At 43.8% G+C, this 14,105-nt stretch carries 13 protein-coding genes; 4 read left to right on the forward strand and 9 right to left on the reverse strand.

Annotation, left to right across the window (positions count from 1 at the left end):
• The first annotated feature begins 695 nt into the window (after window positions 1-695).
• The 4 genes from HY805_08730 to HY805_08745 all read left to right on the forward strand — a co-directional run bounded on the left by HY805_08730 (window position 696) and on the right by HY805_08745 (window position 4,790).
• Window positions 696-1,043, forward strand: a complete 348-nt coding sequence (locus HY805_08730) for a TraR/DksA C4-type zinc finger protein (GenBank protein MBI4824293.1) — start codon at window positions 696-698, stop codon at window positions 1,041-1,043.
• Between the two features lie 84 nt (window positions 1,044-1,127).
• Window positions 1,128-1,397, forward strand: coding sequence for a 30S ribosomal protein S15 (gene rpsO, locus HY805_08735; GenBank protein ID MBI4824294.1), 270 nt, complete (start codon window positions 1,128-1,130; stop codon window positions 1,395-1,397).
• 5 nt (window positions 1,398-1,402) lie between these two features.
• Entirely contained in the window at window positions 1,403-3,478 is a 2,076-nt protein-coding gene (gene pnp, locus HY805_08740; protein ID MBI4824295.1) for a polyribonucleotide nucleotidyltransferase, read from the forward strand.
• A gap of 67 nt (window positions 3,479-3,545) precedes the next feature.
• Window positions 3,546-4,790 (forward strand): insulinase family protein, encoded by a 1,245-nt coding sequence (locus tag HY805_08745; protein ID MBI4824296.1) that lies wholly within the window; start codon window positions 3,546-3,548, stop codon window positions 4,788-4,790.
• A 1-nt stretch (window position 4,791) separates the two neighbouring features.
• Here the strand turns inward: HY805_08745 and HY805_08750 are convergent, their stop codons facing one another.
• From HY805_08750 to HY805_08790, 9 genes are all read right to left on the reverse strand, one after another.
• A complete protein-coding gene (locus tag HY805_08750) occupies window positions 4,792-7,122 on the reverse strand; it encodes a heavy metal translocating P-type ATPase (protein MBI4824297.1) in 2,331 nt (776 codons plus the stop codon).
• Window positions 7,109-7,726 carry a class I SAM-dependent methyltransferase gene (locus HY805_08755; GenBank protein ID MBI4824298.1) on the reverse strand — a complete coding sequence of 206 codons (618 nt, stop codon included), beginning with the start codon at window positions 7,724-7,726 and terminating at the stop codon, window positions 7,109-7,111. The genes HY805_08750 and HY805_08755 overlap by 14 nt, the downstream gene beginning before the upstream one ends.
• Window positions 7,727-7,736: 10 nt before the next feature.
• Window positions 7,737-8,312, reverse strand: coding sequence for a hypothetical protein (locus HY805_08760; protein ID MBI4824299.1), 576 nt, complete (start codon window positions 8,310-8,312; stop codon window positions 7,737-7,739).
• Window positions 8,313-8,326: 14 nt separating this feature from the next.
• Window positions 8,327-9,448, reverse strand: coding sequence for a site-2 protease family protein (locus HY805_08765; protein MBI4824300.1), 1,122 nt, complete (start codon window positions 9,446-9,448; stop codon window positions 8,327-8,329).
• Between the two features lie 66 nt (window positions 9,449-9,514).
• Entirely contained in the window at window positions 9,515-10,165 is a 651-nt protein-coding gene (locus tag HY805_08770) for an HD domain-containing protein (protein ID MBI4824301.1), read from the reverse strand.
• 13 nt (window positions 10,166-10,178) lie between these two features.
• Window positions 10,179-10,508 (reverse strand): preprotein translocase subunit YajC, encoded by a 330-nt coding sequence (gene yajC / locus HY805_08775; protein ID MBI4824302.1) that lies wholly within the window; start codon window positions 10,506-10,508, stop codon window positions 10,179-10,181.
• 296 nt (window positions 10,509-10,804) lie between these two features.
• The gene (locus HY805_08780; protein MBI4824303.1) at window positions 10,805-12,001 is read right to left on the reverse strand and encodes a hypothetical protein; all 1,197 of its coding nucleotides are present in this window, start codon (window positions 11,999-12,001) and stop codon (window positions 10,805-10,807) included.
• A gap of 11 nt (window positions 12,002-12,012) precedes the next feature.
• A complete protein-coding gene (locus HY805_08785; protein MBI4824304.1) occupies window positions 12,013-12,696 on the reverse strand; it encodes a hypothetical protein in 684 nt (227 codons plus the stop codon).
• Entirely contained in the window at window positions 12,693-14,102 is a 1,410-nt protein-coding gene (locus HY805_08790; GenBank protein ID MBI4824305.1) for a hypothetical protein, read from the reverse strand. Before HY805_08790 ends, HY805_08785 begins: the two co-directional genes overlap by 4 nt.
• Window positions 14,103-14,105 lie beyond the last annotated feature (3 nt).

Here is a 14,105-nt window from a genome sequence, read left to right on the forward strand (position 1 = left end):
ATGAGGCTTGCCATGAGATACGCTTTGGCTTCCACCCTATTGGAGTTCTTGATTTAAGAAAAGGGAAGGTCAGACCCAAAGTAAGAAAAGTGTAACCCATGTCCATAGGTTAAAATGTAACCCATGTGAATGTTGAACAGGAGATTTTATAATTAAAAAAAACTCCGCCCGACTGTCGCTCTGTGTCCTGAGAAATTTCCTTGACAGCAAAGACATGTCTGCTTAAGATAAGGGGCAAAGGAGTTTTTCCTATGAGTTGTAAGACAAGGGAAGGGACAACATCAAGGGGGATGCAAACCATTGAGAATAAAGGCTCTGAAAGAATTTGCAGAAAAGACTTGACAATATCAGTGTCTTAGTCAGGAGTCATCTTTACACTTGGCATAAAAAAGCAATAGCCAAAATCCCTCCAATGGGTTATAAGGTAATTCGGGCCATGCGAGCGAATGTAAAAAATAATAATTCCTTTTTATCCCTTCTGGCTTGATTGGAATAACATGTTTATTGACGAAACTAAAGTAGTTCTGTTATCCTAAATAAATTTTTCTTTGAGAGAGATTAGTTAAAAAACTAAAAAGAGGTCGATTAAGATGCCGATAAAAAGCAGTAAAAAGAAGAAAGCCATTAAAAAGCACTCTACTAAGAAAAAGCTTCCACAAAACAAAACAAAGAAACCTTCAGGAAGTAAAGGGCATATGCTTGACAGGGTAAGGGAAAAGCTACTCAGACAGAAAAATGCTATTCTGACAGAGGCAGGAGTTGCCATAAACAACCTTCCAGAGCCGAGCCTTTTCTCTGACCTTGGAGACCAGGCATCAGCTGAATGCGACAAAAACTTCATGCTCAAATTAAGAGGCAGGGAGCAGAGACTCCTGAAAAAAATAGAAGACGCCATAGAGCGCATTGACTCAGGCACATTCGGAATATGCGAGGTCTGCGGAAACCCGATTGAAATCAAAAGGCTTGAGGTAAGGCCTGTTACGACCATGTGCATCGACTGTAAAACAGAGCAGGAAGAAGAAGAAAAACTAAGAGGACTCTAACCTCCTACCGATTCAATTTGCCTTTACATTTTTAGTATATGTGTGATAATATCAATACTTAAATATCCGAAAGGTGGTGAAGGGATGCCTCTTCAAAAGGAAGGCAAACAGGTTTTAATAGACCAGTACAAGGTACATGGCACAGACACAGGTTCTCCTGAAGTACAGGTAGCTATTTTAAGTGCAAGGATAAATTATCTAACAGAACATTTTAAGACCCATAAGAAAGACCATCATTCCCGCCGTGGGCTTCTGAAGCTCGTTGGACAAAGAAGAAAACTACTCGATTATCTGAAGACATCCAACAAAGAAAGATACGAAAGACTGATAGTCAGCTTAGGTCTCAGAAAGTAGGAAAAATGACCCGCTTAGAACTCACAATCAGGGATAAAACCCTTATTTTAGAAACCGGTCAGATAGCAAGACAGTCAGATGGTGCAGTTGTCGTAAGATATGGAGACACCGTTGTCCTTGCTTCTGTAGTTGCAGATAAGAAGACAAAGGAGGCGGCTGATTTTTTCCCCCTCACCATCGACTATCAGGAGAAGGCTTATGCGGCAGGAAAGATTCCCGGTGGATTTTTCAAAAGGGAAGGAAGGCCCTCTGAAAAAGAGGTTCTCACATCTCGTTTAATAGACCGTCCTTTAAGACCTCTTTTCCCCGATGGGTTTTTTTCAGAGACACAGGGTATTGCCTCTGTCCTTTCATATGGCAGTGAAAACATATCCGATGTCTTAGGGATAATCGGTATGTCCTCTGCCCTGATGGTGTCCAACATCCCTTTTGATGGACCTGTCTCTGCCGTAAGGGTGGGACTTCTTGAGGGAAGATTTATCATAAACCCCGATATGGAAGAGTCCGAAAGTCTTGACATGAACCTTATAGTGGCTGGAACAGAGGAGGCAGTTCTCATGGTAGAGGGTGGAGGTCTTGAGGTCTCGGAAAGCACCCTTCTTGAGGCAATCGATTTTGCGCACCATGAGATAAGGCATATCTGTGCTTTACAGAAAGAGTTAAGATTGCAGAGTGGTAAGCCAAAAAGACCGATTCAGCCGGTTACTGTCGATGAAGGGCTTAGGGAAAATGTAAAAGCATACATAATGGAGCAACTCAAGGATGCAGTGAAGATTCAGGGAAAACTGAAACGCCAGGAGACATTAGATTTAATCCTTAACGATACTATCAAGCATTTTACTCCAGAGGGTGACCTTGCAAGGGATGTCTCCTATATATTCTATGATATGGAAAAGAGGCTCGTAAGGGATGCAATAATGAATGAAGGCATCAGGGCAGACGAAAGAAAGCCCGATGAAATAAGGGATATAAGGTGCATTGTCGGAATACTTCCGAGGGCTCATGGCTCATCTCTTTTTGTAAGGGGTGAGACACAGGCACTTGTGGTCTCTACATTAGGCACATCCGATGACGAGCAGAGGATAGATGCACTTGAGGGCGAAAGCTATAAGGCATTTATGCTTCACTATAATTTCCTTCCCTTCAGCGTCGGAGAGGTCAAGCCACTTCGCTCACCGGGAAGGCGCGAAATCGGACATGGAGCTTTAGCAGAAAGGGCACTGAGGTCCGTTATACCTTCAAAAGAGGTCTTTCCATATACCATCAGGGTCGTCTCTGACATCTTAGAGTCAAACGGCTCGTCCTCTATGGCTACCGTCTGTGGTGCAACCCTTGCCCTGATGGATGCAGGTGTCCCTATTACAGCGCCTGTTGCAGGCATAGCCATGGGGCTTGTCATAGAAGGAGATAAAACAGTTATTCTTACAGACATCTTAGGGCTCGAGGACCATTTAGGCGACATGGACTTTAAGGTCGCAGGCACCCAAAAGGGGATAACTGCATTCCAGATGGATGTGAAGATAAGTGGAGTAAAAAGGGAAGTGCTCGAGGAAGCCTTGGGAAAGGCAAAAGAAGGAAGGCTCTTTATACTAAATAAGATGAAAGAGGCAATCCCTGCACCGAGAGATGTGCTTTCCACACATGCACCGAGAATCTATACTATGCGGGTAAAGCAGGAAAAGATAAGGGATGTAATCGGAACAGGAGGAAAGGTTATCCGGGGAATCGTAGAGCAGACAGGCGCTAAGATAAACATTGGCGATGACGGTGTAGTCAATATTGCATCCTCTGATGAGGCATCCGCACAAAAGGCAATAGAGATAATAAAAGGCATTGTCGCAGAAGCAGAGATAGGAAAGGTTTACATCGGCAAGGTAAAACGCATCATGGACTTTGGTGCATTTGTGGAGATAATGCCTGGAACAGAGGGGCTCCTTCATATCTCCCAGATATCCCACAAACGCATCGAAAAAGTGACAGATGAGCTTCACGAAGGAGACGAGGTCACTGTAAAGGTTATCGAGATAGACAGAGTAGGCAAGATAAGGTTAAGCAGAAAAGAGGTATTGAAAAAGGCATAGTCTTCTTTCCGACTGCCTGTATTGCTCTAATATGGATTCCCTATTGTAAATAAAATTAGGAGGGACTATGTTCAAAAAGGCACATCTTGACAACGGCATGCCCCTGGTCATGAAGCAGTTGAAAAACATGCACTCGGTCTCGCTGGGCGTATGGGTCAAGGTCGGCTCAAGAAACGAGCCTCCACATAAAAACGGAATCTCCCATTTCCTTGAACATATGTTCTTCAAAGGCACTAAAAAGCGCTCCTCGAGGGATATATCGGTGGATGTAGATTACATGGGTGGTGACCTCAATGCATTTACATCAAAGGAAAGCACAACCTTTTATATAAAAGTCCTCGATGAATACCTTGACAAAGGTATAAGCCTGCTTTCCGATATATTCCTCCATTCCACATTCCCCGAGGAGGAGATAGAAAAGGAAAAAGGAGTTATCAAAGAAGAGATAAAGATGGTCGAGGATACACCCGAGGACTATGTCCATGATTTGTTTAGTCAGGCAGTCTGGGGCAATGTGGGAATAGGACAGCCTATCTTAGGCAGAACAGATACGATTAAGACAATCACGAGGGAAGACCTAATCAACTATATCAAAAAGTTCTACGGCACAAAAGACACGCTCCTTGCCTGTGCAGGCAACTTTGAGCCCGAAAGACTTGTCGATACCCTTAATCGCCGTTTTGGAACTTTAAGGCAGGGCTCTGAGCCAGACACCGGAGGGTATCCTGAATTCCATGCAGGCCAGAATATTCATTCAAAGGACTGCTCAGAGGTCCATATCTGTCTTGCGGCTGAGGGGATTCCACAGGCAAGCCCTGAGAGATACTGCCTTTCTGCCTTAAATGCCATACTGGGAGCAGGCGTAAGCTCAATACTATTTCAGGAGATAAGGGAAAAAAGAGGGCTTGTATACTCCATCCATTCTTTTTTAGCATCTTATTTCGATACAGGGCTCTGGGGAGTTTATGCAGGCTGTAGCAGAAAAAATGTAAACGAGGTCTTAGATCTGATACTAAGAGAGTTTAAAGGACTCCCTGAATCGGTCGGCTATTCTGAGCTTGAGAGGGCAAAAAAACAACTAAGGGGCAACCTTATCTTAGGATTAGAGTCCACATCCGCAATGATGCATAACATAGCCCGACAGGAAATCTATTACGGCAGATATTATTCTTTAGAGGAGCTGATAAAAGAGATAGATTCCCTGACTCTTTCGTCTTTAAAGGGGCTTTCCGAACGGCTCATAAAGGGCAAGGGCATAACCCTCACTATACTTGGCCCTGTGGATAAAGACTCTATTCAGGTTCAGCTCTGACCTATATCTTTACTGTCTTTAAAAGGGCAGAGTTTGTTACAACGGAAAGAGAGCTTAATGCCATTGCAGCTGCCGCAACAATAGGGTTTAGCAGTCCAAATGCCGCAACCGGGATTGCAATCGTGTTATAGCCAAATGCCCAGAAAAGGTTCTGCTTTATCTTACGCATAGTTGCCCTGCTTAATTTTATTCCCTTTATGACATCCCTCAGGTCGTCCCTGACAAGGATAATTCCACCTGTTTCCTTTGCAATATCTGAGCCAGAGCCGATTGCAATTCCAATGTCTGCCTGTGCAAGGGCAGGTGCATCGTTTATTCCATCTCCAACCATTGCCACTACCTTGCCTTCTGCCTGAAGGTCTTTTATGACCTTTGCCTTATCCCCTGGAAGGATATTAGATACGATTTTCTCGATTCCAACTCTAAAGCCAATTGCCTTAGCAGTTCTTTCGTTGTCCCCTGTGAGCATAACGACCTCTATGCCTTCTGTCTTAAGCTCTCTTATGACATCCTCTGCATGCTCTTTAAGCGTATCTGAAACTGCAATCAATCCAATAAGCTTTTTTTCTCTGACGACAATCATCACTGTATTGCCTTTTTTTTCGAGTCCTGAGATTGCTATCTCTTTATCTCCAATATCGACACCCATGTCCGCTATCAGCCTTCTATTGCCGATTGCGATTTCACTGCCATCATAGAGAGCCTTAACCCCATGCCCCGGGACAGCCTCAAAAGACTCTGCATCAGGGATGCTCAAGCCTTTCATCTGTGCCATCTTCACTATTGCCTCTGCAAGCGGATGCTCAGAGCCTTTCTCTGCAATCGAGGCAGTTTGTAAAACCTCATCTTCTTTAACGCCAAGCTCTAAAGAGGGCAGTATCTCGACCACCTCTGGCTGTCCTTTTGTGAGAGTTCCTGTCTTATCAAAGACTATAGAGCTTAGTTTTTCTGCCCTCTCTAAGTATTCGGCTCCTCTTATGAGAATCCCAAGCTCCGCACCCTTTCCAACTCCAACCATCAGTGCCGCAGGCGTGGCAATACCCAATGCACAGGGGCAGGCTATGATTAAGACCGCAACAAAAGAAAGAAGCGCCATGGTTGGGTTAGCCATGATTAGCCATATAAGGGCAGTTAGTATTGCAATTCCTATGACCGAAGGCACAAAATACGATGCGACCTTATCCGCAAGCCTCTGTATCCCTACAGAAGATGCCTGTGCCTCCTCCACAAGCCTGATTATCTGGCTCAATGTCGTGTCAGCACCAATCCTCGATGCCCTGAACTTGAATGAGCCGACCTTGTTCATGGTTCCGCCTATTACCTCATCGCCTGATTTTTTCTCAACAGGAACGCTCTCTCCTGTGAGCATCTTTTCGTCCACAGAGGAATGCCCCTCTATTACAACCCCATCAGTTGGGATTTTTTCCCCGGGCCTTACAACTACAGCCTCGTTAACCATAATCGATTCAGCAGGGATTTCAACCTCTTCGCCATCCCTTATGACCTTAGCTGTCTGTGGCTTGAGGTCAAGCAGTTTTCTGATTGCGGCAGAGCTTCTCTTTTTTATTATCTCCTCCATATACTTTCCTAAAAGCACAAAGGCTATGATTATAGCCGAGACCTCGAAATACACATTTTTCTCCTCACCAGGCAGAATCTTCGGGAAAAACACTACAAAGGCACTATAGATATATGCAGTTGATGTGCCTAATGCAATAAGGAGGTCCATGTTTGCTACACGCTTTTTTATGGCATGATATGCACCTATAAAAAAACCTTTTCCTCCAAATACCATAATTGGAGTTGTAATAATGAAAAGCCACACACCCCATGTAAACCATGGAAGCCATGGGATTGGAACCCATGTAAGAACAGTTGCACCTGCGGCAAGCCCTAAAAACACGGCGGCCCTGAAAACAGCAAGTGCAAGGACACCTGTAAGGGCAATGGCAACCCTTCTTTTCATGGATTTAAGCTCTGCCTCAGGAGCCTCGAATGTCCTCACACAATCCTCGGAACAGAAATAATACTGTCTTCCTGCCATCTCCCTTTTTATGGAGCGCTCCTTTGGAATGACCATTCCGCATATAGGGTCTTTTGCCATCTCTCCAATTGCCTTCTTTGTTTCGGAAATCAATGCCTCCATTGAAGAGACTTTTGTCATCTTTGGCTTTATAAGTGGTTTTTTGCCTAGGAAAGACTCAGGGTCTTTGTCAAATCTCTCCTTGCACATGGTCGAGCAGAAATAATATGTAGTGCCTTTATAAGTGGATTTGCCTTTTGAAGATGTGTCCTCTATAGTCATGCCGCAAACAGGGTCAATTACCTTCATGTAACCTCCTCGATTTCCTACATGCACCAAAAACTATTATACCATCTATGTGCCTCAGGGTAATTATATCAAAGCCCTCGGAGATAAGGGCTTCATGGAGCTCCTTAAGTGTAAACATTCCGCCTTCTGGATGTGCTGTAAGAGCCCTTATGGGAAGACTTTTCAGAAGTGGAGCAAGAAGCTCATCGAAGAAAAACTCTCCTTCTAATTTTAAGACCCTTCCTACTTCTTTAATTGCCTTTCTCCAGTTCTCTGTATGATGTATCACGCCAAAGGAAAAGACTGCATCGAATCTCTCCGATGGCTCATCTAATGCCATGACATCAGCTATCTTGAATTCCACATTGTCTTTAAGGCTTGGGCAGAGGCGCTTTTTTGCCTGCTCTATCTGCTTAGGGTCTATATCGGTTGCAATAACCTTTTCTGCACCAAACCTTCGGGTTATTACCTCTGCCCCTACACCCCTTCCGCATCCAATCTCAAGGCACAAAGGATAATTCTCCTTGCCAGCCATCTTCTTTAGCATAGGCCCTTCTATGTGCCTTTGGAGGAATGCCCTTAAAGGGCTGTTCGTTATAAGGCGCTCGATTATATTGAGTTTCACTGTCTAAGGTTTAGTGCCCATGAGGGTCTTTTCCGGGCGTTTCCTCCTTTATATCGGGTTTTTCCATTGGCATCATACACATCGGACATGGTGTAATACATTCGTATGCCTTTTTCATCATCTCCATCATCTCAAGCTGCGACTCTGCTGTTGCGGTCTGTGGGTCTTTTATGTGAATCTCATGAAGGTCTATTGCCTTTTTAAGCCATTCCTCTATGCATTGCATCTTGCCCTTCATTTGACCAAAGGGCTGACCCATCATACCCATACCCATCATGCCCATGCGACGGGACATCATCTGCTTCATCTTTTTACGCATCTGAGCCATTTCCTTCATCAGCTTTTTCCGTGCCCCTTTTTCTGCAGTCATCATCTGCTCCTGTACATCGAGCATATTGTCCATCATCTCAGCCATCTCCTGCATCTGCTCCTGCATCATCATCTGCTGACCCATCATCTGGTTCATCATCTGCATCATAGGCATCTCCTCACCCTTCATGCCCTTCATCTGACCTTTTTGCTCTTCAGGCTGTGCCCATGCAGTCGCACAAAATACAAGCAATAACACAATAACCAACCTTTTCATTCCTTCCTCCTTTCTTACCTTCTGATTTCCCTCGATATCTGCACATATCTTGCAATACCGTTTCTCGTTATCAGCCCAACCATCTTTTCTCTGTCCATCACAATCAATCTTCCCTTGTCCATATTTATCATCTGCTCGAGGGCTTTTACGGCATCGTCTCCTTCCTCTGCCTCCCATGCCTTATTATGGGGTATAAAGATTTCCGATACCCTGACATTCATCCAGTTTTCTTTCAGGACATTCTTTATCTCCTTTAGTGTTAGAATGCCGAGGAATTTTCCGTTCTCTAAAACAGGAAATCCGCCATAACCATACTTAAGGAAATACTCATTCACTGCGGTGTCCACTGTCATATCAGTCGCAACCGTTACAATGTCCTTTACCATTATGTCTTTGACCTTTATGCTTCTGAGTGCCTCCTCAAAGCTTGCCCTCTGACTGCTTGCCTGCGCCGCACTATAAAGAAACCACCCTATGAGCATAAACCAGAGCCCTCCTGCAAACCCTATGAATATGGAAAACAAACCAAAGATTATAAATGCCATAGAGATTTTTTGTCCATAGCCTGCGGCCTTTTTTGTTGCGTAAAAGAAATCTCCTGTCTTTCTCCAGAGAATTGCCCTTACGACCCTGCCTCCATCCATAGGGAATCCGGGGATTAGATTAAAGACACCCAATATGAGGTTCAGATGAGAAAGATACCGAAACAGGGCTTTTAGTGCCTGACCATCAAAGACGCTATAAGCAAGAAAAAATATCACCGACAGAAGAAAACTCGAAATAGGACCTGCTATAGCCATCTTAATCTCTACACCCGGGCTCTGAGGTTCACCCTTCATCTCTGCCACACCTCCAAAGATAAAAAGGGTGATGCCTGATATCGAAATGCCGTATCTCAGTGCAACAAAAGAATGCGAAAGCTCATGAAGGGCAACGGATATAAAAAGCAAAAGTGCTGCCATAGCTCCACTTAGCCAGTATGAAAATCCAGGAAGCTCGGGAGCGGCCTTTGGAAAATAAAATGTAGACAAAGACCATGTAATCAAGCCGAATATGATAAGCCACGAGAAATGCACCTTTATCGGTATTCCCATAACCGTGGCTATCCTTAGAGAGCCTGTCTGAAGTGTGTTCACAATATCCCCTACAAAAAAGCATAGCACAATGGGAAATTAAATCAAGTAATTTTAAGGTATGGGGCTTTAAGCCATTCTGATGTTATTTATGAATAGCTGAAACTCGCAGTTAAGGGCTTTTGCGGCGCGCCTACATGCAGTCATTCTCGAAAGAAATATCTCGAAGTACTCTATCACCTGTGAAATCCTCGTATCTATAACAAGGGAAAGAGTGATAAGCTTTTTTTCGGGTGTAACGGTGAGTTCGGACTCTGTTGCGGCATAGTTGACCCTGTCGTGAATGTCGTCACCGAGCTCGGAGGGGTTTCTCACCCTGCTTCTATGGACATCCGATTTATCAGCTATGAGAAGTGCGGCGGCTATCTCCTCGGGAATCGAACCTTCGTCTTCTTCGTGTATTACGATAGCCATCATGACCCTTCCGATGTCCTTGAGGTTATAGCCAAGCTCCTCAAGGATTTCCTTTGCAAGGAGTGCTCCCATCCTGTGATGCTGGCTTCTGCCAAGCATATTTCCGATATCATGAAGAAGTCCTGCTACCTCTGCAAGCTCGATGGAGCTTTCGTCAAAGGATAGCTCTCTTAAGATGCTACCAGCAGTCTTTGAGACTATCTCGGAGTGTCTCAAGCCGTGCTCTGTATAGCCTATGGATTCAAGATAGCGGTCTGCAAGCTCTATGTAGAGCTTTGTCTTTGGATGATTGTAAAGGGCACTTATGGCTTTACCTGAATCACTCTTCTTCTGTAGGAGGCCTGACTGCCGCAATGTATGCCTTTCCAAATTTTACCTTAACATTCTCGGCTATCTTAAGCATAACCGTATTTTCCGATACAGATTCAACAAGTCCATAAATACCGCTCTGGGTTACTACCTTGTCGCCTCTCTTAATTGCCTCGAGCATTTTCCTATGCTCCTTTGACCTTTTCTGCTGGGGCCTTATGAGGAGAAAGTAAAAGATAACGAATATCAATATAAGAGGCAGAAAGCTTACAAATGCACCTCCTCCGCCCTGCTGCCCCGGTTGAGATGGAGCCATCGCCCATGCTATATCAGAAAACATATTAACACCTCCTATATATTTTAGTCTTATATACTAACCTTTTAGAGCAAAAATTTCAAATCCTTTAATATGGGACGCGCCCTATCAGTCTCTTTTAAAGATTTTCCTTTCGGAAAAAATAAAGGAAGAGCTGAAGACGCACTGAGAATAATGGGTAAGGTTTACAAAGCTATGGAAATGGAGATGGATGTGGAAAGACCCTTCTTTGGATAGCAGGGATTGAATCGGACAGAGAGAGGTAGGAGGCAATAAGCGAGTTGATGGGGGAGATAGAGGTCAGGGCGAACTGAGGATTTTTATTCTGTGGTGGAAACGACAGTGCATCTACATCCAATATGCAAAGGAGTTTTTGGATATCTGTTCTTGCTATATTTCTTTGAAGCGGCTCTCTTGCAATAAGGGCAACACCTATCATCGTCCACTGCCATGATTTCCCAGCCATTAATGAAATCCCCCATGTCAGCCTTATCATTTTGTCTACGCATAGAATACCCAGCGTGCATATATGTTCCAGAAATAAGATAAGCCAGTTCCTGTGCATATTGCCAGGAATGAGAAACTGCGTTTATATCTATGCCAGCGAACTCTGATGGCAAGGGTTGGATTTGGAAGAGAGATCGCAAGCTTATTACTTTCCCGATGCGATCTCTTATATCCGGCACATTCGTCAGGTACTCAATCGCCTTGGCTTTTCTTGAAAATTTGGGAGGATTTAAATCAGAGACAAGAGCTGACAATTCCTTAAGTTTTAGACCCGAAAGTGCCGCCTCTAAGGGGATAGAATCGCCTCTGAAAGCAAGACCAACCTCAGTTAATTTTTCAAATATTTTCCTCTCGTAATGGTCAGCAGGAATAATGTGGACTCCGTCTCTTTTCCTTATATAAAAACTTATCGTGTCGAAGCCATATCTTTTAACTAAGGCATCATCGATAGTCAAATCAAGCTTATGGGCTTCGAATAAAATCTCCAGATTGCAATCTGGTCTTACATCGAGCGAATTAATTGCGGTAGCCCTGAATTCAGATAGCAAATCTTCTTGGTCGAGTGCAGATGCTGAAGCCCACTCAGGTGAAGTGGCTTTCTGTTTTTCGATTTCTTCCAGATAGACCGTCTTGAATTTTTTTACATAGTCGTCGGCTTCCTTGCATTCGATGTTATGCTGGGCTATGAGGGGCATCAATGCCTTCGTAACATAATAAGAGGACTGAGAGTATCCGCTGTCGAGTACCTTCTTCATTTCTAAAGCTATAGACTTATCGATGCCATAGACAGTCAGCGGAAATGTGCTTTTAGGATTGAGCAGCCAACCATCTCCCGACGAAATGACATCGCCGGTATCTGGATTATCAAAGCTCGGGGAGCTATCTACCGAAACAGATACCTTGATTGGAATATCGACGGAAGCTGATGAGGATTTTCGTAGGGAAGAACGCTTAGACTTGAAATAAAAATATATACCGGCGCAGATAATTATAAAAATTAGCAACTTCATCCTGTTCCTCCTTACTTATCTTTCTTCGACTGCATTCGGTTGTGGGCTTGTGATCGATGGAAATTTTGCCCTGCCCTTGCAACCTTTATCAGACTAATAACTGATACCATAACACAGCCACAGGCTATTATATAAAGCACACCTAAGACGAAACCTGACGATATTGCGTATGTAGTAGCCCCCAGAAATACTATTGATGTTGTTTCCACAATGATCACAAAGAACATCTGGCCTGCAGAACGTAGTAGAATCCATTTGCGTTTTGCGTCCAGAGAAGGTTCATCATCCCAGTAGAGCACGGTCGAACCAAGCAACGCAGTTAACCTAGGCTTAATCTCATACTGTATATATTGTGCGATAGCCAAGATACCCAAAAAGAAACTTCCAATTCTGAGCAGCAATAAAGAATTTAAAATTGGGATAAACATGAAGAGTGCTGTCAAGACAGGTGTTGATTCTATGTGTCTTAGGTATTGCTGTAGATCAAATGTACTATCGGGACGTAGAAGATATCCAATGATACCAAACATGGCTGTAATATATAATCCAGCCGTCTTGTCGATCCGTTGCGAGTAAAGTTCTATCTCGCTTCGTAGTGCTTGATATTCCGCGAGGTGGACTCCTATTTCTTTGTCTACAGATATAGGCGTGTGCACCGCTGAATCACTTTTATTATTAAGCGTAGCATTCTTCATAGCTGATCAAACGCGCCATGTTCGGTAGCAAGTTTTTTTGCCTCTTCTTTAATATCAAATGCTTTTATAAGTTTGCCGTTACAAAGATATGCTACAGCAAGCTTTCTTAGCCCCCTAACCAAAAAACCAGGTCGGGTACCAGAGCGGAGTAGCGATACGCCTTCTCGACAGTAGTCTAACCCTTTATTGAAATGGAACCGCTTAAGGTATGCATATCCTAATTCGGACATTGCCTCACCTATCGCAGAGAGATTTGCACCGCATGACTGACGAAGATTGAGTACCGTTTCATACTCAGAAATAGCCTCTGTTATATTACCAAGTTGTCTATAAATACTACCACGTATAGCTCGTAAACCAGCTTCATCAGATTCTGGAAGTTGCATAGCTATATCAAGGTCGTTTAATGCTTCATGAAAACGCCTTTCTCGGTCTTGTTTTTTAATCAAACGTTTGGCTATTGAATATTTTGCGCTTGCAAGTGCACCGCCGGGATACCCAATATCAGAAGGTTTTAAGACTGACCCCTGTTTCTTTAGGTGCTCTCTAACCTTAGTGACGCTGTTTAAGGCTGCTAAACACCCAAGAGGCGTATCTGCGTGCAAACCATACCAAGCGCCCGCTTTGCTCCATTCACTAAGAAGGGCATTCCAGTATTGGAGAAGCTCCAAATCCGAACAAGTCGAATATGGGGCTGCCATTAGTTCCCAAATCCCAATAAATAGGCGCGCAAGGCGTCGTTCTTCGTTTGGTTGCGTGTGAATTAATTCGGAAATATTTTGTAACAGGTGGCGATCCGGTTGACTGTGGCGTGATACATACTCTTCAGCAAGAAAACGAATTTTATTTCTGCGGCGTGCGGTATATAAGCCCTGTACGAATCGCCGGACAGGGGGATATATATGCCGAAGCGACCGGAACGGACTTGTCGGTCGTTCCCGATTTGCCAGACGCCGACAGTGTTCAATAATTTGGCTATCATCACATTTTTTAGATATCCACTCAGGCAGAGAAGATTCCACTATCGTTAAAAGGTCCGATAGGCGCGGATCTGGAACGTAATCATTACGTATAAAAAAATGGACAGGTTTTCCCATCAAAGCCGATAGAAAGAGTTCTATTTCAAAAAATGATATGCTTGATATATTTTTATTAATCTCAATATCAGTACCACGCCTAGTGCCTCCAAGGATACAGACAAAGACGCGTGCTTCCCGAATGCGTTGGATCAGGTCATCAACTGATTCAAGGGGAACTGTTTGTTCGATATTTCGTGGTTTAACTTTCTCATCCACATAAATATATTTTTCTTCGCCCACTTTAAAAATATCTTCTCGTAGCTTATCCATTTCTTCAGGCTTGCACACCGAAGATAGAAAGACTGGATACACTTTATCAGTTTCCATAGG

It is taken from the genome of Nitrospirota bacterium (assembly GCA_016207905.1).
Classification (GTDB): Bacteria; Nitrospirota; Thermodesulfovibrionia; order Thermodesulfovibrionales; family JdFR-86; genus JACQZC01.